This window comes from Pseudoalteromonas sp. NZS100_1, assembly GCF_015864285.1.
GTDB lineage: Bacteria > Pseudomonadota > Gammaproteobacteria > Enterobacterales > Alteromonadaceae > Pseudoalteromonas > Pseudoalteromonas arctica.
The window spans coordinates 146,669-172,550 of record NZ_JADYXN010000008.1 but is presented as its reverse complement, the minus strand read 5'-3'; the positions used below and the strand labels follow the sequence as shown (position 1 = coordinate 172,550).

General features: G+C 37.5%; 19 protein-coding genes. 2 read left to right on the top strand and 17 right to left on the bottom strand.

The features are described from left to right. The 16 genes from I6F66_RS08075 to I6F66_RS08000 all read right to left on the bottom strand — a co-directional run. Nucleotides 1-137: helix-turn-helix domain-containing protein (locus I6F66_RS08075; protein WP_197209075.1), on the bottom strand; the 137-nt coding region annotated here is incomplete at its 3' end. A 105-nt stretch (nt 138-242) separates the two neighbouring features. Then, nucleotides 243-1,724: a VWA domain-containing protein gene (locus tag I6F66_RS22820; RefSeq protein WP_197209074.1), complete on the bottom strand. Its 1,482-nt coding sequence runs from the start codon at nt 1,722-1,724 to the stop codon at nt 243-245. Next, nucleotides 1,717-3,258 carry an AAA family ATPase gene (locus I6F66_RS08065; RefSeq protein ID WP_197209073.1) on the bottom strand — a complete coding sequence of 514 codons (1,542 nt, stop codon included), beginning with the start codon at nt 3,256-3,258 and terminating at the stop codon, nt 1,717-1,719. Before I6F66_RS08065 ends, I6F66_RS22820 begins: the two co-directional genes overlap by 8 nt. Before the next feature lie 11 nt (nt 3,259-3,269). Beyond that, nucleotides 3,270-3,800 (bottom strand): HEPN domain-containing protein, encoded by a 531-nt coding sequence (locus tag I6F66_RS08060; protein ID WP_197209072.1) that lies wholly within the window; start codon nt 3,798-3,800, stop codon nt 3,270-3,272. Between the two features lie 124 nt (nt 3,801-3,924). Continuing rightward, nucleotides 3,925-4,617 carry an amino acid adenylation gene (locus I6F66_RS08055; RefSeq protein WP_197209071.1) on the bottom strand — a complete coding sequence of 231 codons (693 nt, stop codon included), beginning with the start codon at nt 4,615-4,617 and terminating at the stop codon, nt 3,925-3,927. A gap of 24 nt (nt 4,618-4,641) precedes the next feature. After that, nucleotides 4,642-5,313 (bottom strand): hypothetical protein, encoded by a 672-nt coding sequence (locus I6F66_RS08050; RefSeq protein WP_197209070.1) that lies wholly within the window; start codon nt 5,311-5,313, stop codon nt 4,642-4,644. A 7-nt stretch (nt 5,314-5,320) separates the two neighbouring features. Next, complete coding sequence (locus I6F66_RS08045) at nt 5,321-7,270, bottom strand: dynamin family protein (RefSeq protein ID WP_197209069.1); 1,950 nt, start codon at nt 7,268-7,270, stop codon at nt 5,321-5,323. Further along, on the bottom strand, nt 7,263-9,473 hold the full coding sequence (locus tag I6F66_RS08040; protein ID WP_197209068.1) for a hypothetical protein: 2,211 nt from the start codon (nt 9,471-9,473) through the stop codon (nt 7,263-7,265). Before I6F66_RS08040 ends, I6F66_RS08045 begins: the two co-directional genes overlap by 8 nt. Nucleotides 9,474-9,641: 168 nt before the next feature. Then, nucleotides 9,642-12,671: a DEAD/DEAH box helicase gene (locus tag I6F66_RS08035; protein WP_197209067.1), complete on the bottom strand. Its 3,030-nt coding sequence runs from the start codon at nt 12,669-12,671 to the stop codon at nt 9,642-9,644. A 47-nt stretch (nt 12,672-12,718) separates the two neighbouring features. Further along, nucleotides 12,719-14,422 (bottom strand): EH signature domain-containing protein, encoded by a 1,704-nt coding sequence (locus I6F66_RS08030; RefSeq protein WP_197209066.1) that lies wholly within the window; start codon nt 14,420-14,422, stop codon nt 12,719-12,721. A 2-nt stretch (nt 14,423-14,424) separates the two neighbouring features. Further along, entirely contained in the window at nt 14,425-15,183 is a 759-nt protein-coding gene (locus I6F66_RS08025) for an OmpA family protein (protein ID WP_197209065.1), read from the bottom strand. Then, nucleotides 15,183-17,360 carry an anti-phage ZorAB system protein ZorA gene (gene zorA, locus I6F66_RS08020; protein WP_197209064.1) on the bottom strand — a complete coding sequence of 726 codons (2,178 nt, stop codon included), beginning with the start codon at nt 17,358-17,360 and terminating at the stop codon, nt 15,183-15,185. The genes I6F66_RS08025 and zorA overlap by 1 nt, the downstream gene beginning before the upstream one ends. 145 nt (nt 17,361-17,505) lie before the next feature. Next, on the bottom strand, nt 17,506-18,180 hold the full coding sequence (locus I6F66_RS08015) for a hypothetical protein (protein WP_197209063.1): 675 nt from the start codon (nt 18,178-18,180) through the stop codon (nt 17,506-17,508). A 64-nt stretch (nt 18,181-18,244) separates the two neighbouring features. Beyond that, nucleotides 18,245-18,427: a hypothetical protein gene (locus tag I6F66_RS08010; protein WP_197209062.1), complete on the bottom strand. Its 183-nt coding sequence runs from the start codon at nt 18,425-18,427 to the stop codon at nt 18,245-18,247. Nucleotides 18,428-18,869: 442 nt separating this feature from the next. Beyond that, nucleotides 18,870-20,279 carry a sugar porter family MFS transporter gene (locus I6F66_RS08005; RefSeq protein ID WP_368668194.1) on the bottom strand — a complete coding sequence of 470 codons (1,410 nt, stop codon included), beginning with the start codon at nt 20,277-20,279 and terminating at the stop codon, nt 18,870-18,872. A 61-nt stretch (nt 20,280-20,340) separates the two neighbouring features. Then, the gene (locus I6F66_RS08000; protein WP_165727822.1) at nt 20,341-21,381 is read right to left on the bottom strand and encodes a LacI family DNA-binding transcriptional regulator; all 1,041 of its coding nucleotides are present in this window, start codon (nt 21,379-21,381) and stop codon (nt 20,341-20,343) included. A gap of 210 nt (nt 21,382-21,591) precedes the next feature. Here I6F66_RS08000 and I6F66_RS07995 point away from each other — a divergent pair, with 210 nt between their 5' ends. After that, nucleotides 21,592-23,202 carry a glycoside hydrolase family 43 protein gene (locus I6F66_RS07995; RefSeq protein ID WP_197209060.1) on the top strand — a complete coding sequence of 537 codons (1,611 nt, stop codon included), beginning with the start codon at nt 21,592-21,594 and terminating at the stop codon, nt 23,200-23,202. Between the two features lie 73 nt (nt 23,203-23,275). Here the strand turns inward: I6F66_RS07995 and I6F66_RS07990 are convergent, their stop codons facing one another. Beyond that, complete coding sequence (locus I6F66_RS07990) at nt 23,276-24,232, bottom strand: Gfo/Idh/MocA family protein (protein WP_197209059.1); 957 nt, start codon at nt 24,230-24,232, stop codon at nt 23,276-23,278. Nucleotides 24,233-24,394: 162 nt separating this feature from the next. On the opposite strand from I6F66_RS07990, the gene xylB reads away from it, so the two are divergent. Beyond that, the gene (xylB, locus tag I6F66_RS07985; RefSeq protein WP_197209058.1) at nt 24,395-25,852 is read left to right on the top strand and encodes a xylulokinase; all 1,458 of its coding nucleotides are present in this window, start codon (nt 24,395-24,397) and stop codon (nt 25,850-25,852) included. The last annotated feature ends 30 nt before the right edge of the window (nt 25,853-25,882 follow it).

Genomic DNA, 25,882 nt, shown 5'->3' with positions numbered 1-25,882 from the left:
ACCCACTTACTGACGGTTGATTTACCCACCCCCATCGCTTTGGCTGCTTCTTCTTGAGTATAACTTTGGTCAACTACGAGCTGAGCTGTTTCTAATTTTATTGCTGCAGAATACGTTGCGCGTTTTAATTTCGTCATTTTTCACCCAAATTTGTATGCTTATCAGCATAGCATTTCTTTCTTAATGGGTGGCCAAAATCACTGTACCACTACATGATGCATATTTTTCACTTAATCTCATTTTTATAAATCAATCCAGCTATCAATATCAACCAATTCAGTAACACTTGCATTTTTAGGGTTATATATCCATTCTTGATCAAATACTTCTCTTAGCCGTTTACTTAAGTAACAATTTCCCACGACTAAAGAATAAAACTTATTATCTTTTTGTTTTAAAGCAGAAATAATATCAATTTTTTTGCTTGGGAGGCTTCCCATAATAAAATCAGAAACGATAAGTAAGTCTGCTTTGTTGTATGTGTTTTCTGTCATTAAATTAAGTGCATGGCTAATAGCTGGTCCTACATCCGTTCCGCCATAAAACGACATTGATAAAAAGTCAGCCAGTTTATCTAAACTAAAACCCTTAGATAGATCCAAGGTATTAATTGAAGTAGAAAAGTTGATTATGTAGCAGTCTCTATTTTCAGCTTGCGCTTTTAGTGACATAACTAAAGCAACTGCTTTTGCAACAGTTTCAGGCGCTCCTTGCATTGAACCACTAGTATCAATACATATAATAACGGGGCCCTTTTGCTTATCTTCCTCAACGGTCAACTCCTCTTCTACTTCAAATTCCTCATCAACAAATTGCTGCCCAGACATTTCGAAGCACATCAAAGAAGATTCAACATACTTAAGATCAAATAATATTGAGGTATCCTCGTCACTTAATAGCGCCAACTCAGAAGGTAGTGCATGCTCAATATCTTTAGATAGTTTAATACCAACTATTTCTTCTTTAGAGTTGATATCAATTATGGGCGACTTTTGTATAAAAGAATGAGTAACTGTTTCTATTTTTTCACTTTTTTTAACCTGATTAATACGACCTAACAAGTCTAATAGCTTTTTTATACCTTCATCACTATGAATTAGTTCCATTAAGCTTTTAACTTTAGCTAAGTTATTAAGCTTCAAAGAACCACTTGAAAGATCAAGTAAAATGCCTGGTTCAATACCTATCGTACTCAATAAGGTAAGCATTTCATCAATAAGCTTTAGTTTTTCAATTAAGCTTTTTAAAAGCTTATCTCTTAATAGAGATATTTGCTCTAGCTCCCATTGTTCATATAGTGAACATAGTAATTTTTGCCACTCCTTTGCCAATAAATTAGCAGAAGTGGCTAAATCACTAGCAGCTTGAACGTTCTTACTGTTTGGCGTAACAGCCTCATTTTTAAGGTGAGCTAAATCTGTATCCCAAAAATCTATGTTGTAATTAACGTTACTTTTTAAACACAAAGCTTTGTATTTATTTAACGCAAGTTCATATTTTTTTGTGGTTATGCTATCAAAGTCTAAACCAGTAAAGGCATTCAACTCATTTTGAGCATCGTAATAAGGATACTCTAATAAGCAATGCCGGTTCGTTTTATCGGCCCAATTTTTTAAGCGTTCTTCTACTTGTAATGCTAAGTTGGGCGCTTGCTCAAATACACTTTTGTAATCTTTATGCATTTCGGCCAGCATAGTGATTGTACACTCATCAACTTTACGCACTACATAACCCTTTTAAACGGTCGCAATCTTTAATTCTTAACTTCAAATCACTTATTTGCTGATTAATGCCATTTAGCGCTATATTGCATGATTGTTCAGATACAAACGGTGAGTATAAAGAAGCCACATACTCTTTTTGTTTACCTTCACACAACTCTAAATTTGTTCTTAAGCTTTGTGTCAGCTCATCAACTTCAACTTTTAATGCATCAATTAAGCGGCTATTTACGTTTTGCTTCTTTTGCCCTTTTTTATATAAAATTTCTGGAGTGAAAATAGCTTCAGCATCATAATAAGTATGGTTGATATCATTAGCGTTAATTAAGCAACTTCCTTGCTTATCGAAACTACAGTTGAAGTTTTCCAGTTCTTGCCCTTGAACATTCACCGGGTTGAATTCATCCTCACTTCTCATTTTGCTTTTTTCAATATACAACGTTTTCGTAGCTTTCCTCTTATCCCAATTATTACCAAACTCAAAGTTAATCACTGCTTTAAAAAATTCATTCCCATCAATATTTACAGTATCGTACACATCTTTTTCATGAAAAATTTCATTAGTAATTTCTTTATCAAGCGCATCTTTTTTTCTATCAAGCTCTGCTAAGCTTAACTCTGGCGAAAAGCCAGATTCTTCTATTGCATTGTTTACTATGCTCTCAACATCTTCACGGTTGGCTTCTGTAGTCCAAAGGCAATAACGTAATAATAAAGCATCGCTGTGATTCGTTTGTTTGCGGTTATTAAAAAATGCCGAGGCTTTTAGCAATTGTGCTGCTTTTTGCCAACGTCTGTCTGATACATAAACTCCAAGCTCTTTAAATTGCTCCGACAGTTCTTTTCTAATTAAATGAATTATTGTTAACGTATCTTGTGAAAGCTCAACCGTATCAATTTTTTTAAGCCAGCTAGCCCATTCATTATTTTTAATCACTACATCATCAGCTACTTTAATTTCAGCATGAGTTGGTTTACTACTAATTAGGCTTTCAAAGTTTTCTTTTATTTCAATTGGCCCAACCATTAACCTGATGATAAAACGATCATATAGAGCATCTAAGCCTTGGTTTTCTTCAGGCGTTTCGTTTGATGCTGCAATTAGGGCCTTTAAAGGTGCTTTTTCGAGCTCTTGCCCATTTTTATATATGCCCTCATTTATAAGTGTTAATAAGCCATTTAATATTGCAGGGCTAGACTTCCAAATTTCATCTAAAAAAGCGAACTCAGCTTTAGGCAAATAATTATCAGTTTTACGTGTGTATTGATCTTCTTTTAACGCTTTAATCGATACCGGCCCAAACAACTCTTCTGGTGTACTAAAGCGGTTCATTAGGCATTCAAAATACGAAGGGCTATCGAATGCTTTTGCTATACGACGTGATATTAAACTTTTAGCTGTTCCGGGCGGGCCATATAAAAATGTATTTTGTCCGGTCAGCGCACCTAATAGCGCAATAGGAATAATATCTTCACGCTCATGCATACCTACCGAAATTTGGTCAATTAATTTTTTTATTCTTGTTTGTAAACTCATTACTTATTCCTTTAAATTACTGCTAATGCTTTGTCTGTTGCTTGTGCAAGCGCTTTAAAAAAGCGCAAACACTTTTCAAGCTCATCTTTTTTAATTATTTGTGGTTGAGTAGTATCAAGCTGTGCACGATGGACAGCCTCCCCTCTTTTAGAAATCCACTTATTTAACTGCTCTCTAGCATCTTTTGGTAACACATTAGGCCATAACCATTGCTCAGTAACATCTATACCAAAAAACTCTTCAAATAGCTTTTTGGTTTTATTTGAATTTGGGTTATGAAAAAACTTTAAACGTTCATGTAATTGCTTTTCTGCAAAGTGACCAAATTGAGAGCCTTTAATTAAGCTAAACTTGGCATCAAAAATTTCAGTTACCACATCTTCAACATAGGTTTCCCATGCTGTTAGGGTCATTATCAGGCTCGCTTTCTTTAAAACATCATATGAGCATAATTCTGGGTGATTATTTAGCGTTTCAAAGCATGCTAATAGTTGTTCTGCTTCAGATAGGGTTCTATTAAAATTTTGTAATGAGAGGGTCATTTTCTTCCTTAAATATTTAACTAACAATTAGGTGTTTGTTAGTACTGCTTTATTTTTGTAATGCTATACAAAAATTTATAAAAATATAATTTCACAAGCTTGCGAAAACTTAATTGAGTTGGTTTTAGCCTTTTCTGTAGTCACTAAAATTAATAATATTACTGGTATCAACTATTTCGTTTGATTGCCCATGATCACGTTGTCGATTAGTGATAAGCGATTGGCAGTAACTTAATAATCGCTCTATTGGCGTAAACTTCTCTTTTCGAGCAGTTGCTTTATTAGTAATGCGTTTAGGCTGGGTGTTTAAGTAAACGGCTAGTTCAATGGCAAGATCTTTAGGTAACTCATAAAACCCCTCTTCTTTTAATGTTTGGGTAACCCAAAGTGCAGCGTCGCTAATATGGCCGCTGATGCTTAAATCTGTATTTTTAACCCAGTGCGGAGTAAATTCTATTTTAGATAGTTCACTCAACAGCACCGCTATATCGCTGCGAGGTATTAGCTTATACTTCTCAAGCGTTTGAGCCAATATCAATTGCCATTCATACGCAAAGTGCTGCGTTAACTCCTCTTGCGATAACTTAAAATTAACAGGTATAAAAAACGTAAAGCGGCTATTAGCCTCACAAACAATGATTGTTTTTTCACGAGATTTATAGCTGTTATCAATAATCTGCAATTGCCAGTTAAAGCAACTTGTATTGCTTATGAGCGTATTTACCCCAGCTTGTTTACCAGATTCATGTGGCAAGCGAGGTAAATCAGCTTTTAGGTATTTATTAAGTGCGTTTGAAGCGCAAATTTGGAGTTTCATATTCAATATGTGTTTTCTGATCCCTTAATAGCTAAGTGTTCGAAAACAATAATAAGAGGTAGCAATTAAAGCTGGCACTAATAAAACGAACGAAAATAAATTAATCTTTTTGTTAACTTTAAATATTAAACCTTTAATTTCATCATTTTTACTAGTCAATTCCAATGTTGCTTTCTCTTGTTCTTCAATAATTTTAGCTATTTTATTATTAGTGTCTTCTAATCCATGGAATAATTTATCAACCTTGGAATTTAAAGAACTATTCCTATCTAACAGTTCTTTATGACGCTCATCTATCTTGTTACTAAAAGAAACCAACATACCTTTAACGGTATCACTTGAGCATATTATTTCAGACACCGCACCTTCAATAGACTTATTAAAAACTAACAGCTGTTGTTCAACTCTATCTTTATTTTCACTAATAATTTCTGCGCTATTTTTAGCTATATCGTTTAAAACACGCTCTTCTGAACGTGAAATTTTTTTTGTTAATTGTTTTAATAACTCATCTTTATCTGCACTCACCAAATCAAGCTTTTCATTGGCCTCTTCTAGCGCATCTCCTACAGACAAAATATCATTTTTTAATTTTTCCAAGTCATTGATAACAGGAGCAAGTGGTTGCTTAACGATTCTCCCCATTAACTCAGTTAACTGTGTTTCTTTATTATTAATCCCACTGTTTGTAATCATATTCTAATCACTTTTTTCCATGTAAAAGCTCTAACGTATCTCTCTGAGCACTTAATTCACAAAATGAGACTAACTGCATAAAAGCATCATATTCATCATCTTCAACTAAAAATGCATCAATTTTTTTTGTTATTGATGCATGAAACTCTTGCTTCAATATATTAATAAAAGTTTCAAACTTTGTTATATCTTCCTTCATTAATTTTTCAGTATTTATAACTCTTATTTTCAACTTGTTTAATAAACTTTTTTTTACATGTGATTCTTTCTGTAGCTTTCTTTGTTCATCTTTGTTTATCAATATGCTCGCCTCAAGTTGGCTTTTTTTATTGTTATTTTTTTTATTCATTGTATTAATTGCTTTAATCCAAGAACTCTCCCACTGCAAAAGAATAAATTCTTCTGATTTTTTCCTAGCCGTTTCTACTTTATTTTTATCATGGTGGTAGTTTTTAATTGATAAGTATTTTTTTATAAAATATTTATCTAAATCTTTTTCAACCTGCTCAAATATCGTTCGAACCTCATTATTAATCACGCTAGGATTTGGCTCCATAAAAGTTTTCTCAACATCTCTCCAATATGCTTTATTATTAACAACTAAGGATTGGCTTAAATTTAATTCAATTTCATTCAGTTGAGATTTATAATTAAGTATCAGCCTTTTGAGAGAAGTAACACTGTCTTTCTCTGGGTTTCTATCAATTTTAGAGTGACGCTCACTTTTATAAACAACTATCAAGTCATTAATATTGCTTTTTAAATTTTCACTTGTACCGTACTCAATTAACTTAATTTTTTTATTTAACTGTTCAAGCTCTCGTTCATTTAATTTTTTATAGATTTGAACATCTTCATCAATAGCTTGAATCTCTCTGATGATATTTTTTTCGTCCTGTTTCAACCTCTCTAATTTCTTTTTATAAATATATTCGATCCTTACATGACTATCGAGCATATTTCGAAGACGACTGACAGGCGATACAGAAGCATGTATTTCATCAATTAATGTTGCTCGAAGTCCATTAATTAATGGTTTTAACTTTCTGTAAAGTACAGGTTCCTGCTTTTCTAGATTCTGCCAGCTATTTCCAAATTCAAGAGGGAAAAATAGGTTCTGATTTTTACCTTCATTACTTAGCTCTCCAAAGCGCTGAATTTGCTCAATCAGTCTCGCTCTAATATCACTGATATTAACTTCTTCTTTCTTACGAATTAGGTTTCTTATTGATTGAGCTGAGTAAGAAAATGTCGTTACTATACGAAAACGTCCAAGCATGGCTTGCCAATTATCTAGACCCGGAAGACTCATAGCCTCTGAGTTTAGAAAACTCAAATCATCTCCCCTTCCAACTAATAAAATTAAATCAGCAAAAGGGAGATAAGCTTTTGCCATAGCATATACATGCTTTTGCTCTGTAGCATTCGCAGGATTATCACCGGGTAAATCTAAAATACGTATATTAGCGCATTTTTTAGCAGCGATAGGAAAGAAACGTGTTGGTATATCTACAATACATGGAGAATTAAAAGACTGAGTTTCATTTTCCATACTCTCTCTTAAATCACTTAGAGCTATTATCATATCGGACTCAGCAGCATAGAACTCTTTTTTAGAGTTGATTGTCAAAGCCCAATTTTCACTTGTAGAACGACAGTATTCCATAGTTGTTGCAGTGGCTGACTTCCCAGCCTCTCTTCCTCCCCTTAGCACTTGGGAAACTTCACTTATTTTATCTGAATGAATACCGAGTAAATCAAGAAGAAGTGTCGTTTTTCCTACTTGAGTCTTGCCGTAAACAACTACAAAAGGATCTACCTGCTTTCCTTTCATCGATAATGTTTTTTTTATATCGTGACTCATAGAGCTTATTAATCGCTCGTATGCATCAAACGCCCAGTCCAAGTTAGATAGATATAACTCAGACCAGTATTCAGTTAGCCAATCATTAATCATACTCAGCAGTTTGCCCAACTAATAATGGATTTAAACCGCTTGCTGAAGAATCAATTTCAGCTTTAAGATCATTTGATAAAACAATTACATCAGCTAAAGCCTTTGTTAATCTTTCCTTACGCATTAAGTGTTCATCTAAATGATAGCGTTGTCGTAAAATAAACTCTAATCTAGATCTTGCTGAGCGCATTACTTCATCAAAACTGCTGCAAAAGTTTGCATAATGAGAATCGGAAATTGCATTAAGCAAAGAGTGTGCTTGAATACTTAACTCTTGCTCTTGTTTCCTGAGTCCTGATACAGCTTTGGTTGTTATATAGCAAGCAGCAATAACGGCAGTAACAGCAATGGCGGCAGGGTGAAGCATAACAGGGGGAACACTGCCACCTTCTGGCTCACTGGTTGATTCTTCGCTTGCAGAATCATTCGAACTGGTTTCAGTTTCTTTATCTTTGGTATGACCAAAAAGTGTACCTAGTATGTCTGAATCACCATCACTAATAACGTCTACAGCTAATAAAGCAGCGACAGCTTTGAGAGCATTTCTACCTTCATTTGCGCCATTACGAATTGCCTCCACACTCTGCTCTATTAACTCACCATTATCATTCATCTTTAATTTAAGTTCATCAGCTAACAACTTAGACACAGAGTATGACAACCTCGCATATTCAAGGGATATAATAGGTATCAACCTTACACTTTCAGCTAGTTTTTTACTTGTTTCGCTACTAGTATTAAAGTTATGGTTTAGTACTATTTTGATGTCGTTCTTTATTTCTTCGCTTAATACTTTAAACTGAATTGGTTGACCTGATTCCCCAGCATAACCAAGTTCAATAAGTTTTTTAGTGTTCGGTAACTTAGGGGGGTCATTTTTACTTATCTCTATCTCAGAATTGTTTACTGCTCCTAATTTTTCTAAAGTCAAACCTGTTAATTGAGTAGCATAACCAGAAAGAAAGTTACTTCCTTCTTGTTGCCAAGCTTCTTCAACAGTTTGCTGTGCTTTTGTCTTTATTTCAGTTGTGCTGTCAAACGCACTAGTCATCCAATTTTTGAAACCTTCATGATCTGAAGCTAACTTTTCGTCTAGGTTCTTAGTCGCATTTTTCAGGTTCTGGTTTACATGTGCTCTTGCAATTTTTTTGTGCTCTTCTCTTAATGATGTAACAGCCTCATCAAATTCACCTAGAAGCTCTTTACACATTAATGCACTCTCTGTTGCTTCAGAACTATTAAAGATAAGCCTAGCCTTAGATCTAATACTATTTAAAACTTTAGTTAAATCTCGGCCAATTAACTGTGCTAGATTATTAATTTGAAAAACACGATTCGATTGCCCTGTATAATTTAGTTCATCAATCATGTTAACTAATTTCGGCATCCACTCTTCACAGTAATCAGAATCATCTGTTCCAGTCAATATTATCTGCTTATCAATTCGGCTCTCATCTATTTTGAAAGTGTTCATTGCACTATTTTTGAGTTGACTTTGGCGATCTGAGTTTCCTTTGTATGATTCAGTTTTAGAAATAACAACACAGGGTTCGCAATGCTTTAACTCATTTGCAAGCATATCCTTTGTAATATCAAGCTGTTGTTGATTTGCCATTCTTGTTTCGTCTGTAACAACTATACAACCACCTGCAGCTATCATTGCCTGACGCATTAACTCTTGCCAATCTTTATTATCTCGATCTTGTTTTTCATAGCCTGGTAAAAGTAGCCAAGACTGATTCTCCCTCTTAAAATAACGTTTTGGTACTTTTAAGACTGGGAGTAAATCTTCTGCTGAAGGGTCTGTTATAACTTGATTAAAGTTTTCGACATTTATAAGTACATCTTTTATTAATAGCTGATCTCCAATATCACTTTTTTGTAAACGTCTTACATAGCCCTGCGGTGCACTTACTTCATTAGTTTCAATAATCATAACGGGTAATTTTTCACCGCGCCCTTCGTTGCCTTGTAGCCAATCTCCACAGTCATAAATTTTAGACATTAAAGTTGTTTTGCCTGCCCCTTGCGAGCCACCTACTGCAATTATCCACTCATTCCCTAATATTTCAGCTAACAGTAACCGACGCATCACAGCTAATAATTTTTTATCTATTTCTTCATTAGCAAGTACATTGGATGCCCCCCTTAATCTGCGTAAAGTACTGTTAAGCTCTTTTAAAAAAATCTCTGGTGATTCCATATTCCACTATCCTAATTGTCTAAATATATTTACTTTTATAATCAATTAATAATAACTTATTTTTGTATTTGAGACCGCTAAGATGGTAGCGGCTCTCAATATTATGCTTTTATCTTTCGAAATTAATTTCACAAGCTTGCAAAGTAGCAAGCTCATCCTCAATGCCACTTAACCTCTCAACCCCATTGACGACATTAGCTCATGCTCACTCACAACTTCAGGCGTTACTACAGCGTCCCTTAGCATGGTTTTCTTTGCGAGTAGCTTGTCTAAGTTCACATCAAACGAATCATATTCTGGATGTAAAAGGCAGGGTAAGTGAATAAATACAGGCTTTTTTTGACCAATACGATAAACACGGTCGGTAGCTTGAGCCTCTTTTGCGGGGTTCCAGTGGCGCTCTAAGTGCACTACATGGTTTGCACCAACAACCGTTAAGCCAACGCCTGCCGCTACAGGCGACATAATTATAATGTTAAAACCTTCTTGTGCTTCAAAGTCAGTGATCATTCCTTTACGAGACAGCTGATCTTTTTTTGTAGCAATCGCTTTACTATCACCGTTAATAACATGGATATTTAGCTCATAAATTTTGTCTAAGCATATTTTAAGAACAGCCTGGAGCTTTTTAGTTGTCGCAAAAATAATTACCTTCTCTTGTTTGTTTTTTATATCTGACAATATATCTAACAACATACGTAACTTTTCAGACTCTTGTAGATTACGCTGTGCCTCTTTGGCATTATTAGGTGGCTGTTTAAAAACTTCATCAAGCCTTGGGTGCAAGCTAACAGCTCTTAATTTTTGTAATACTGTTAAAGCATGCCCACCGCCCTGTTCTTTTGCTTTCTCTTGCCTGTAATCTTTTACAATTTGGTTATAGCCAAGTAACTGGCCACCTGTCATATTACGCGCAAGCTCTGGTGCAAATGCCATGTTGTCTGCAAGATTTTTATGAATACCTGTTTTTATTGTTTTAGCCGGCATTCCAGTTAGCTCATCTTCTTTGGTTCGGCGTAACATAAACTGCCCAACCGCATTTCTTAAATCAGTACCGACTTCTAAGCGTACCTCTGCTTTTTCTTCTTCATTAGCACTGCTTATTGGCTTAATCCAGCGCTCTCTAAAATAACCCCAATCACCTAATAACCCAGGCTGCGCTGTATCCATTAAGCACCAAAACTCGCTTAAACTGTTTTCAACAGGGGTGCCCGTTGCCAATAACTTAAAATCAGCTTTTAAACCTTTAGCTGCGCGTGTAGCTTGCGTATTCGGATTTTTAATATTTTGAGCTTCATCAAACACCACAACTCCCCAATCAATCACGCACAAAGAAAACTGGTAATCACGTAATGTCTGATAGGTAGTAATAACAACACGCCTATCCATATCTAAGCGCTTTGTAGCTGCATCAGCACCCACGTTCAACGCGTAGCGAATAGATTTATGATCAGCATGTGAGTCATCAATCACGCTCGTCAGCTGCATAGACTCTCTTTCAGCGCCTTTAACCTTAAACTCATTTAAATCCCTAGCTGACTGTAATACCTTAATATCTCTAAATGGTGAGTCATTAAACGTTACTGCAATCTCTTGTTCCCAGTTTTCTAATAAACTAAGCGGAGCCACTATTAAGATTGGTTTTTCGGATTTATCATTTTGCTTTTGTATTGATAAATACTCAGCCAGCATAACTAACGTCATATACGTTTTACCAAGCCCCATATCATCCGCCAGTAAAGCCCCTTGCACCCTATACATATCATCATGATTATCCAATTGCGCTGATTGAAGTAACGACAACATCCAGGTAATTCCTGACTCCTGATGCGGAAAAGGAGTTCGCGCCAAATTAGTCCGGTCAAAGCTAATATCTTTATCAAGCTGTGAAACTTTATCAACAATATCTTTATTGTGTTCTTCGCTATCTTTAAGCAGTAAAGAGACTTGTTCTTTTTTAACTGGTAAATCATCAGTTTTAGGTATGTCAGAGTTATGAGATGGATTTGCTAAATTTTCTCTTACTTCTGCAAGCGTTTCACTAACCCGCTTTTCATCTCGTATATCAATTAGCTCATCATCAACAATGACACTATCGGCATTTTGCCCTTTAGCTTGCTGGTAACTTTTCTCAAACGATACAACATCTTCCTCGCACTCAAGTAACTTAACCAATCGCTCTGTCGGCTCACTGTCTGCATTAGTCGAAAACCAACCATTGCTGCCATCGCTGTCCTGCCCAAAAGGAATGTGTACCATCTTGCCAATACCAGCAACTCTAAGAGAAAACCCAAGATCGAGGTTAAGAATCGACGCATCTAAAAAAGCTGAAGGGGTTTTGATAAACTCGGCAACTTTATGTGCAGGAATGGTTCTATTTTGAAGTACTTCTTTAACGGCTTGTTTTTTATCGTCAGTCAATAAAACAATGCGGTCTTTTATTCGCATTACTTGCCCGTCGGCCTGTAGCTGAGCTAAACGATTTTGTAAGTCTTCAGATGAGGAACCATCTCCAAAGCTTGGAGTAAGCTCTAAACTACCATCTGCGTTTTGATTTGCTGTTACTGTAATTTGTTCTGGCTGTACTAAATCAAACTTATCAAAATGTTTTAAATCAAGTACCAATCCATCTTTAACTGCTTGCTGTAACTTAGCTACAGCCAACACATTGTTCAGTTCAGTACGCTCATCAGGTTTAAGTGAAGAGTGCTCTTCTACGGCCAAAACAGCATTAAGCTGCTCAGGCTTCATTAAAAACTGAGAGTGCTCGCTAAAAGCGAGTATTGGGCCTTTTCTTTTTACTGGGTATTTTTGATGTTCTAGCTTTGCAAACAACTGCAGCGTAAAGCTACTTTTAGTTGTTCTACCTTGAATATCAACGTCAAAGTCGTTATTAAAAAAAGGCGGTAGCCCTAAAACGTCTGTATCTTCGGGGTCTAATAAACATGCTTGTTCACTGTCTAGTCTAAAGCCATTAGGGATAGACTGTGCAATGTCTCGCTCTTGTAGCATTTTGAGTACAACATGCTGAATAAGCTGGCTACCTCCGCCCTCACCTTTGTTAAGGCAGTGGAATGATGCTTCATCAGTGGCAAAATTAACGCCATACGAGTCATACACTAAGGAGTATCTATCATCTGATAAATGAATATTTTTATTGTTAGGCAAAAGCCCTTTTATCAAACTAACAAGTGACATATATGTATTAATTCCCTTTAAATATTCCTAACTTACAACTTACTCAGTCAGTCAACTAAATACCAATAAAAATCATCATCTCTGATAACTTTATTTTCTGATAACATTGTATAAAGTTTAGAGTTAACTACCGAACGCTCGACTTTTATGTTAAACATATTATCTAAAACCTTAACCAACTCTTTAGCTTTAATAGGCTGGTTAAGTTGTAGAGCTTTTAATAAGTTAATTTCTAAAAGATTCTTTTCTTCAATGTTTCTTCTAACAACTGGTAATCCATAACGGCTTACGTAATTTCTATACTCATCTTTGTAAAAAAGCTTTTCTAAATCGAGTTCAACACCGTTTTCAGTTAAAAACTCTATCGCTCTGTTTTGCCAAGTTGTAGGCGAATGAGTTATGTCCTTATAATTATTATTAGGATATGTAGTTCTAAACTCTCGAGGAAAACGATGGATTAGGTCTGATCTGGTCAATTCACTAAGCGTATAATCTATGAGCTTTTCACTTGGTAGCCCCATATATATCCAAAGTTTAAACTCATGAGAACCTTCAACAATATGAAAGTCACCACAATCTAAATAAATAATTGAGGTATGAGTTTCTTGGGAGCCAATTAAATTTATATAATTAATATTCAAATTATTCCCCAACAGGGTCTTAACTGTCTTCGCAGCATTTGTACCAAGCATTAGCCGCGTGTTACGCACAAAACCATGATCATAAAGCCCTTCTAAAAAACGCTTACGTGCAGGAAACATTCTATTTAACGCTTCATCGCCGGTGTAATTTGCGTACTCTTCAATAGCGCCTAAAAATAACCGCAAGTCTTCTTTGGCAAGCCAACTTGTTACTGCTTTTACTCTACTCTCACCAATGGGCTTCCACCACTGGCGGTAATTTGTAGCTGTATTAGCAATACGCGGGTCGCCAGCTAAATTCAATACAAAGTTTTGCCATATTTCACTTGGTGCGCCAGCAGAGCGGTCAATAATAATTTCAAGCGCTATGTGCCCTATTCGTTTACCTTCTTCAAAAGGCATTGTGGCAACATCTTGTTTTAATAACTCGTACAAAACATCATGTTGTTCACCAACAGGAATTTCTTTCAGTGTATCCAGGTAATATTGCGCGTGGCAATTATCTAAAAAACGCCCTTGCGGCAGCTCGTTTAAGCGTAGTTTTTTTAATTGTTCGTTTAAGTCTAAGTGGTTTTGTTTGGCAAGGTTAACCAAAGCCTTAGGAGCTGTTAAATCAAACAGCCATTTAGCCTGATTAAGCACAGACAAAATTGTGTCACTTGTATTTTTGCGATCTTTTAAACGTTGCTCTATTTGCTGGTTAAGCCACTGCGTTAATCGATTAAAAATATTGCCATCAACCAATACATCAAAATAACGATAAACTAACGAAATTAAATTCATTAACGACGACATACCAAGTTTGGGATGTTTAGCTTGAATGTAATCTATTGTTTCTTCGTTTAATGAGCCTTTTCTTACGTCTTCTTTATCAATCCATAACTGAGTTAAAACACGCACACCTTTGCGTTTAAGCAGCGTATTTTTTAATTGTGTAATATCCCTACTTAATACACATTGCCTTACCTGTTGCTCAAGCGCTTTAAATTCTTCGCCTTGCCCTGCACCGTCGGCAATTTTCTTTGTTTGTAAAGTCAGGCTATTCCACTGCTGTGAAAATCGCTCCCAGCTAAATTCTGAAAGCTGAGGAATAGGAGGTAAAAGCAACATAATTAAGGCATCTCCAAACGACTTCTTACCGTTTCATATTCTGCACTAGTGGGTCTGCGAATAGTAAAACGTATGTCTATTCTTCTGTTAGACCTAAAATCACTTTCTGTTAGCTCTTCAACAACCATGCGCCTTGTTGCCGCATAACCACTAACCGAAAAAAGCGGGTTACCTTCTTTGTTAGTAATATCTGCTAAATCATGTTGGCTTGGCAGTAACTTACTCCAAAGCTCCCATAACGAAATCGCCCTGAAGGTCGATAAGCCCCAATTACCTTTACCCAGCATACCGTTAAAGTTTTTACTATCGGTGTGCCCTTCAATAAAAATAGTATCGAGAAATTGCTCGCGGTTATCTTTATTTATAACCTCAGCTAGCACCTCACCAATTTCAAGTGCAGTGTCTTCAAACTGCGGACTTATATTAAATGCAGCGCTATCAAATCCTAAAATATCGTTAGGAATACTTAATACCGTTTCATTTTCGCTTACAGTAACTTGTATACCTCGCTTACGCAGTAACTCAGCGGCTTCGTGTAATATAGTTTTACGAACACCCTCAGCCATGTGCAGCATTTCTAGCTCTTGGGTAAATGCTTGTTGCTTATTTTCAAGCTCTTGTTTGGCTTCCATAAGCTCAACCATCAACACAACAGACGCTAAAACAAATAAAATAAGTAAGCCCGACAAAATATCCGAAAACGACATCCAATACGGGTTTTCTTCATCAACATTTACTTGGCTGCTTCTAAATATCCGCATTAGCTACGCTCCAATTCATCCACTAAATCAGAAATAGAGCTCACTGTTCGGCGCATCTGGTCACCAAACTCAAGGGTTGTGGTATTCCAGGTTTCCATGCGTTCTTTAACTTGGGTATTTACTTCTGATGAATAGCTGCGTAGCCACTCATTCGTTTGCTTTTCAATATCCGATACTTGCTTAGCTAACGTATTACTTAGCCCCTCAAAAGACGCCTCAACACCACTTATAAACTCTATTTGATGCGTTTTCATTTCACTAAAGCCACTTTGAGCTAACTTTGCTGTATTACCAAACTGCTCTGTTGTAGCAACAAGCGACGTTTCAAGCCCTCTAAGCACTTTAGCTTGTTCAATTACATGGCTCGCTAATGCATCATTTTGAGCTGAAATACCTTTAATAGTGTCGGTCATGTCTCCTAAGCGCGTATCAAACAACTCTGTTGCTTTAACTAAATTGCCCGATAACACCCCAATTTGGTTTGAGCTGTTACTTAAGTTTTGGCTACTTGTAGCCGATGACTCAGCAACCGCTTTAAGCTCTCCAATAACTTCTTTATGCTGTGCAATAACCGAATCCATATGCGTTTGCGTACGTTTTACTGCATCAGTCATCGAGGTAAGCATTTGGTCTTGTTGTGCTAGCCACTTACCTAACTGCGTTTGTAATTGCTCTCGATACTCTGAATCACGTTTAGTGGCTTCAAGCTGTTGGCAGCTAATTAATGAGCCAAACGTTTCTTCAAGTGCCTTTTGGCGCTGCTCAGAGCTTTGCATAAAGCTTTGTAAACTTGTTTCAAGGCCATTGGTAAACGCTTGTTGCTGCGCCGTTGTTTTTTCGTTTTGGCTCGAAAGCTCATTAACAAATCCACGATTCGATTCGCCCATCGCGCTTTGTACTTGGGCCATCGAGTCAGAAAGCTTATTAAGTGTTTGCGATTGCTCAGTTAACCAACCACCTAATACCGACTGTAAATTATCTACATGGTTTGCTTCACGCGTTGCTTGCGATTGCTGCTGCGATTCAATCGCCGTAAACAGCTTTTGCTCCATAAGCTGCTGGCGCTCTTCGCTTTTGCTCAGCATAGATTCTAGTTGGTGATTAAATTGCGATGACGCACCCGCTTGTTGCTCAGCCATTAACTCAGCTTGTTTACTGCTTTGTTCAAGCACAGCACTCATTTGCCCGCTCAAGCTACTTACTGCCTCGTGCATTTGCTCAGTCGACTTTTGTATAAGCTCGCCTTGGCCTCTACCTGCCGCTTGCATGCTTTCGGTAAAGTTACTAATTAAATGCTCTAACACGCCGCTGGTTTGTTGGCTGGCATTACTCACTAACGACTGCATAGCAGGTGCCATTACATTGTTAAGTGCATTGGTAAAGGCCTCCTGCATGTCTTTGTTCATGCCTGAAATAGTTTCTTGTAGGCGGTCACCAATACGCTCATGTAATTCTTGCAGCGCTTCACTACTTTCACTGGTGTTTTTAGAAATATCAACAAGTGACTTTTCAGCAGGTAAACGAGGGAATAAAAAGTCAATTTTCTGCTGAATCTTAACTACCTTTTTAATTATTCGGCGTTCTGTGTTTTTTTCAAAAATATTAAGTAATAAGCTAAGCCCCACACCCCAAACAGAGGTAACAAATGCCATTGCGGCACCGTTAATCATGCTTGCAATACCACCCTTAAGCGCTTCTATTTCGTTGCTTTCCATGTGCAGCCCTTTTAAGCCCATAGTTAAGCCTAAAAAAGTACCGAGTACACCAATTGCAGTTAAAAATGAAGGAGCTGCTGCTAGTAATCTATTTGAAGTGATACCCGAGGCAAGCGTTCTTGGGTTAAAAAAGTGCTCTGCGTCTAATGTGTTATACACACCCTTTTCACGGTGATCGAGTACTAAGCTTTCATCAAACTCACGCCAAAGGTTTTTAACTACGTTGTCATTAGATAATTTAGCTTTATCTCTAATATCAGCAATATTATCGTAAAGAGACTCTGTAGTTTGTTTTGCTACAATTTCTTCAACCTTTTTAATTGTTTTTTTACTGTTATGCTTTAGTAAAAGTACCCAACCAACAGCAAATACAAAAAGTAGTACCATAATAATTATAAATGAACGCCCTAACCATGCATTTGGCCATAATAAATCAGCGTTTAATAACAATCCTTCAAACATGCCTTACTCCTAATCCCTTAGTTTACGGGTAGTAATTACTTAATAAGTGGTTAATAGTTTATTTTTTACTTAATAATTAAAGTCATTAATAAAAAAATATCTATCAGCTGTTAGTTTTAATTTTAATATATGAACACTTAGCTCTTTAGCGATTTCGGCTTGGGTTGGTTAAAAACAAGTTGGTGCCGTTGCTTTCAAAGCGCTTATTCCAAACCAAATCAAAATAAATACGGTGGTTTAAACCTATTTTTGCCGCTTCATATTTTAAAAAGTTTTGTATATCTGCGTGGTGCTGCGCTGTTTCAATATCTTTATAAGTAAAGCGACGCTTAATGCCTAAAGCCTTCGCTTCTTGGGCGGTGAATATAAATTCTGACTGGAATATTTGGCTATCAAGGGGTAAAAATAACCATGGTGTTGCGATTTTCCTTGCTGGTGCAAAGTCTTCCCCCATTGCTACAAAGTGCTCAAATACAATATCAACGGGCTTTCGTACTTTATTAAACGACTGCAATTGCGAAGGTTTAATGTTTTTACTCAGTTCAATTTTTAGCTCACTACATAACTCGTTTGCAAGCTCATTTAATTGCATTTCAGAGGTGAGATTATTTAGTGCCTGTATTAAATAATCCTTCTTTTTAGTTAATACATCTCTAAAGGTATGTGAGGCGCCTAAGCAATTATTATTTTTACGATGAAAGCCGCGATAGGTATTTGAGCCTAAGCTTTTTAACACCAATTCCTCGTAGCTGAGCAATGGCGTGGGTGTTAAAAATACGGTATCGCCCACTTCGTTCATGCGTTTTACTTGTGCCTGCATTTTTTATTTATCCTTACGCATAAAGTAAGCAGCTTGTTTTAAAAGCTGGTTTTCAGTTATGTTTTTATTTACGTTGAGTAATGCAACACCCTTGTTGTTCTATGAAAGGCAAGGAGATATCCAAATCACATAATACTGCTACATTAATATTTTGGAGGGCAAATTCTAAACCTACTGGTAACTCCCCACCATAACTATCTTTTATTATTTGAAAGCTGGATATTTTTTGTTTATGAAATCCCTTCACGATTGTTCCTTGTTTTACAAACACAAAATATTAGGTAGATGTTATTTAATAACTAATACTAAAAAAACTTGCTGACCATTTTTAATTGTACAAATAACACTCTAAAAACACAGCATTAATGAACTAGCCCTTAATTATAATGCATTACATTACATAAAACACTCTGAAAATAAAATAGAAAAGCCCTTTCGCATATACTTAATAAATTTAAATCATATGAATTTCGAAAGTTTAATTAATAAAACTTTGCCTATATTTTAACCAACAATAAAATTCTAAAAACTGAGATTGAATAGATTTACAGGATTTACAGGATTTACAAATGAAAGTATTGAAGGGAAAGGATCTTGAATTATATTTGGGACTTAAAATTAATAATAAGTGCCAAAACTATTGCTTTAGTCCTATTGCTTTAGTTTTGGCGCTTATTAAAGGGATAATACTACCCTTTCATTTGTTCAAGCTCTTTGCCTTTGGTTTCGTGTAAAAACTTAAATACAAATATAACTGAAACAAACGCGCAAAATGCGTAAAAACCATACGCACCTGCTAAACCTATACCGGTGAGCATAACAGGGAACGACCAGGTAATTAAAAAGTTAGCTATCCACTGGGCAAAACCGGTAACAGCAAGGCCAGAGCCGCGAATTTGGTTAGGGAACATTTCGCCTAACATGACCCACATTACAGGGCCCCACGATAGGTTAAAAAAGAACACGTAAGCGTTAGCGGCAATTAAAGCAACTATGCCCTGCTCACCTAATTCTAAGTTACCGGTTGGGCCAATATCTGCATTTAAAAAGGCATAAACAATAACCGAAAGCGTCACTGTCATGCCAATTGAGCCGGTTAACAAAAAAGGTTTTCTGCCAATTTTGTCTATAAAATACATGGTAATAAACACCGCTAAAATACTTACAAAGCCGCTTATTATATTAATGAGTAACGCGTCAGATTCAGTAAAGCCTGCCGCTTGCCAAAGCACCGCGCCGTAGTAAAAAACAACGTTAATGCCGACTAATTGCTGAAATGTAGCTAAGCCAATTCCTATCCAAACAATGGGGCGTAAACGTTTTTTAGGTTTATCAATGAGATCAGATAATTTAGGTTGGTGTTTATCACCAGCAAGAGACTCTGCTATTTCATTTAATTTAAGAGCGGCAGTTTCAGCACCATATAATGACGATAAAACACGTGCAGCAGCGTCTTTTTTACCAGCCATAATTAGGTATCGCGGGCTTTCGGGGATAAAAAATAAAGCGATTAAAAACAAGCATGCAGGTAATAACTCAACCCAAAACATCCAACGCCATGTTTCAAAGTCGAGCCAAAATATAGCCGTAGAGCCGCCAGCTGTGTTGGCTAAAAAATAGTTACTCACAAATGCGCTAAATAAACCAAATATAATAGCCACTTGTTGCAGTGTAGAGAGCGTGCCTCTGTATCGCGCCGGGGCAATTTCGCTAATATAAGCTGGGGTCATAACCGATGCAGCCCCTACAGCTAAGCCGCCTAAAATGCGATAAATCACAAATTCAAACGATGTGACTGACACACCCGAGCCCCAAGCACTGATAATAAATAAAGCAGCGGCAAAAAGTAAAATTGGACGCCGACCAAATTTATCAGCCAATCGACCTGCGCAAAACGCACCAATGGCACAACCAATTAGCATGCTTGATACGTTAAATCCCGTACCCGCACTACTGGAGCCAAACGCCGTTTGGAGTCCATCAACCGTGCCGTTAATTACACCGCTGTCAAAACCAAATAAAAACCCGCCAATGGTCGCAACAAAGCAAACCAGTACTATTAAAAGTACATTTTCTTTCTCGTTCATAAGTATCCATATTGTGTGTTGTTGTTATTTTATATAGATTTTGAAGCTCAAAAGGGTGTGCGTACTCGTTTATTTAGTTGTTTTTATTGGCTGAGCTTGATTCTCTTTCTATTAATTCAAAATCTAAAATATGTCTTAAGTCTAAGCTTTTTACATTGCTCAAATCGTTATACTGACCCGATGCAAGTAACGTAATGGCAAGCTCAGCCATTTCATTGATAGGCTGTTTTACCGTAGAAATATTTGGCCAAACTATAGTTGCAAGTTGCGTGTCATCAAAGCCAACAACCGAGAGTTCGCTTGGAATATTAATACCTTGTTTTTGAGCTATTGAGATTACAGCGGCTGCCATATCATCGTTAGCTGCAAAAATAGCTGTTGGTTTATCATCAAGCGAAAGTAATTTTATTGCCGCTTCCATGCCCGATTGATAGGTAAAACTGCCCTGCTCTATATACTCAGGTGGCGTTATTATTTTATTAGAACGCAACGCATCTAAATAACCTTGGTAACGCAAACGGCTTACACCTTGTTTGGTGTCGCCAATAATATGTGCAATTTTGCTATGCCCTTGATTTATTAAATGCTCTGTAACATCAAACGCCGCTTGATAATCGTCCATGCATATATAAGGGGAGCGATTTAATTTTGTATCTGGTGTTATTCTTACAAATGGAACATTTGCTTTAGTTAGTACATCTAAAACCTGTTCGTTGTCGCACATAGGAGGCAGTAAAATCATGCCATCAACCTGTGTAACATCAATAAGTTGCTTTACCGATTCAATTGTTTTGTCAATATCGGTATGCGCTTCGTCAACAACAAGGTGATAGCCCAATGCGCGGCATTTTTTAAGCGCTGCCAATAAAAACTGGCTTATGTAAGAGTCACTTGGGTTATCGTACAACAGTCCTAAAAAGAATGACTTAGTACTAGCAAGACGCCTAGCAGACACGTTTGGTCTGTAGTTTAATTGCTCAACAACCGCCATTACTTTTTCGCGGGTTTTGTCGCTTACTTTTTTGTCTTGGTTGAGCACGCGCGAAACTGTCATCATTGATACACCAGCCTGCTCGGCTACATCTTGTATTCTTGCTCTTTTAGGGTCGGCCATATTCTTATTACCTACTCACAATCATTTGATTGTTATAATTAACTTTCTTAATTTTCATTATACATAATTGCGAAGCTTGATATTGTTTACAGCGTGTTTTAAATGATTACTTATTGACAAAGTCTTATACTACACTGAAAATGTTAGCGCTAACAACAAATTTATAATATTCACAAATAATAATATAAAAAACTTAATAAGGCCTATATTATGAGCATGCTGCAAAACCCAATCCTAAGAGGCTTTAATCCAGATCCCAACATTGTCAGAGTGGATGATGATTACTACATAGCCACCTCAACATTTGAATGGTTTGGCGGTGTGCAAATTCACCACTCTACCGATTTAGTAAATTGGCGAGTTATAGGCCAAGCACTTAACACCGTAGAGCAACTCGATATGCGAGGAGTGCCCGACTCTTGCGGCGTATGGGCTGCGCAACTTAGCTACAACAATGGGTGTTTTTATTTGGTATATACCAATGTAAAAAGCTTTGATGGCCCTTGGAAAGACACACCAAACTATTTTGTATCAACCACTGATATTACCGGTAACTGGTCACAAGCGACTTACTTAAATTCTAGCGGTTTTGATCCGTCTATTTTTCACGATGATGACGGTAAAAGTTATTTACTCAACATGTTGGTTGATCACCGCAACAACGCACTATTTGGTGGCATAGTGATGCAAGAGCTTTGCCTAAAAACCAATAAGTTAATAGGCGATGTTAAACCTATATTTTCAGGCACAGAACTTGGTTGCACTGAAGGCCCACATATTTTAAAACGCGGCGATTACTACTATTTAATTACCGCTGAAGGTGGCACTGGGTATGAACACTGCATTAGTGTAGCGCGTGCTAAAAACGTATTTGGCCCTTACCAAGTACACCCACACAACCCTGTAATAACAGCAGTACATGAGCCGATTAATGCGCTACAAAAATGTGGCCATGGAGATTTTTTTCAAACACAAACCGGTGATTGGTACACGGTATTTTTAACATCAAGACCGCTGTCTGAGCGTGGCCGCTGCATTACAGGGCGTGAAACAGGGATTGAGCAAATAATCTGGAAAGACGATGACTGGCCTTATGCCAAACACACAAATAAAGCCCCCAGAATACACGTACCCGTTGAAGGTTTAATGCTAAATCCACAGCCTCAACCCTCAACACATATTGATTTTAGTAACGATGATCTGACTGTTGATTTTCAGTCATTGCGTATACCCATGTGCAAAAGCTGGGTGTATAAAAACACTCAAAAAGCATCGCTTACCCTAGTAGGTAAAGAGTCTTTAAGCTCATTGCATCAGCAAAGTTTTATTGCCAGGCGTGTACAGGCTCATCATACTGTTAGCAGCACATGCGTTGATTTTGCGCCGAGCAGTTTTCAGCAAATGGCGGGGCTAGTATGTTATTACAACACCGCTCATTACTACTATTTGCATATAAGCGGCGGCGATGTAGGCGATGAAACCATACCACGTTATTTAAATATAATAAGCTGCGATAAATACCAAACAAGCACGCCTGTTGCACCGCTTTTGCTTAAAACAAACAAACCTGTTTACTTAAAAGCTGATTTTAATGGCGCTCAGCTGCAGTTTTACTACGCCACCGAAAAAAGCTGCTGGATAAAGTTTGGTCCAGTGCTCGATGGCAGTATTTTATCTGATGATTACGTACAGCAATCACCACAAGGGTATCGCCCGTGTTTTACCGGTGCTTTTGTTGGTATGGCGTGCCAAGACTTATCGGGGCAAAATAAAGAAGCTCACTTTTCATTTTTTAATTATGACGAACCTAGCGGCGAATAAATCGCCGCCAGTTAAGTTTATTAGTTGATTTAGAGCTGATATAAAACCATTTAAAAGCTCATTCAAAGCTCTATTAAAACAGGGCTTTAATACGCTCCATTTGCGATTGTAAAAGTAAACTTTGAGAGTGACTCATAATGTCACTCTCTCGTTTATTTTCGCTCAGTAAGCGCCCTACTTCTTGGGCTTCAAAGCTGTAACCTTGTGACTGCCTCCCATCTTCAAAATGCTCAATTAAGTCATCAAGCTCATACAAAGAGCACTCATAAGCTCTAAATGCATCGGGTATTTTTATATAGCCTTTGTCGCCAATAATATACGCGCCATTACCTAACCGACATTGAAATGACGTTGCTAAGCTCACCATTACATCGCCACAATTAGCCGTAATAAGTACATCGTCCTCTACGCCTTTGTAGCGAATATTTGCTCTTACGTATAAGTTTTCCAGGTCGTTATTTAAAAAGTAATTGGCAATAGCTAGCGGATAAATTCCCATATCAAGTAAACAACCGCCCGCTAAATCGGGGTTGTATTCACGCCCGTCGGGATTAAAAGGCACGGGGTAGCCAAAGTCGGCTTTAACATGCTTAATAGTGCCTATTCGTCCTTGCTCTACCCATTGTTTAGCTTTTTGTATTGCTGGTAAAAAGTACGTCCACATGGCTTCCATTAAAAATACGTCGTGCTTTTTAGCCAGTAAAGACAACTGCTTACACTCTTCAGCCGAAACCGTAATGGGCTTTTCACACAATACATGCTTACCTGCTTTAATAGCATCGCTGGCATTTTTAAAGTGAAAGTTATGCGGGGTCGCAATGTAAACCACATCAACGTTTTTATCGTCAAATAATGCTTGGTACCCTTCGTAGGCATTGGCCGCACCATACTTGCTCGCAAAAGCGGTTGCATCACTCCCGTTTCTTGCTGCAACCGCGTACGCAACACCATTATTGGTATGTGCTAAGTCTTCACAAAATTGTGCAGCAATTCGGCCACAACCAACGATACCCCAGTTTATTTTTTTCATAGTGTTTCCTTATGATCTTAAAAAGAAATTTAAGTGAACTCCAACAACCAAGCAATAAACTTGCAAATTAATTGTTAAACATAGTTTAAAACTAGCTTGACTTAACAATATCAAATCATTAATGTTAGCGCTAACACTAAAACAACATTAAGCATCACATTTATGTTCCTTGGTATCGATTTAGGCACTTCAGGTGTAAAAGTAATTATTTTAGACGAGCAAGACCAATTGCTTGCTCAAGCGAGCGGATCTTTGAGCGTTTCACGCCCGGCCCCCCTTTTTTCTGAACAAAATCCAGCAGATTGGTGGCTTGCTACATCTAGCGCAATCGAGGAGCTTAAAAATACTCACCCTGCATTACTAAAGTCAGTAAAGGCAGTAGGCCTTTCTGGGCAAATGCATGGCGCAACACTACTTGATAAAAACAATAATATTATTCGCCCCGCCATTTTATGGAACGACGGGCGTAGCGCAGCGCAATGTGTAGAGCTTGAAAAACGCGAACCAAATTCTCGTAATATTACCGGCAACATTGCCATGCCTGGTTTTACTGCACCAAAATTAGTGTGGTTAAAAGAGCATGAGCCAGCAAATTTTGCCAAAGTAGCCAAAGTATTGTTACCAAAAGACTACCTACGCTTTTTAATGACCGGCGATTTTGCATCAGACATGTCTGACTCAGCAGGCACATTATGGCTAGACGTAGAAAAAAGAGCATGGTCGCAAAAAATGCTTAGCGCTTGCGACTTAACAGAGGAACACATGCCTACTCTTTTTGAAGGCACACAAATTACGGGCAAATTAACCGTTGATGTGGCTGCTAAATGGGGAATGGAGCAAGTACCTGTTGTTGCAGGCGGTGGCGATAATGCCGCAGGCGCTGCCGGTGTAGGCGTTGTAAAACCAAAGCAAGCGTTTTTATCATTAGGTACTTCGGGCGTTTACTTTGTTGCCAACGAAAAATACCTGCCTAACCCAGAAGGTGCAGTACATACCTTTTGTCATTGCATTGAAAACACCTGGCACCAAATGTCAGTGGTGTTAAGCGCAGCGAGCTGTTTAACCTGGGTCACTAAATTAACCGGTTTTAAAAACGAAAGCGCATTGCTTGAACAAGTAAGTAAATGCGATTTTAGCAAACCAAGCTCAGTCATATTTTTACCTTATTTAACTGGCGAGCGTACGCCGCATAATAACCCCGATGCCAAAGGCGTATTTTTTGGTTTAGACAGCGATACCGATGCAGCAGCTCTTGGCCGTGCAGTACTCGAGGGCGTTGCTTTTGCCTTTGCCGATGGACAACAAGTACTGCTTGATGCCGGTGCACAAATTGACGATGTAACCGTTATTGGTGGCGGCGCTAAGAGTCCACTGTGGGGAAAAATCATCGCAAGTGTACTTAACCGCCCCCTTATTTACCGAGAAGGCTCAGAAGTTGGCCCTGCATTTGGCGCCGCAAGACTTGCCCGTATAGGAGTAGAACAACTCCCTGCACAACAAGTGTGTGTTAACGGCAAAGTAACGCAAATAATTGAGCCAGACCCAGTTATGCAAGACTTTTACGCACAGCAATACACAACATACAAAGCACTTTATCAAAGTGTAAAAACATACTTTTAATACACTATTATAAAATTAATGGAGCACATT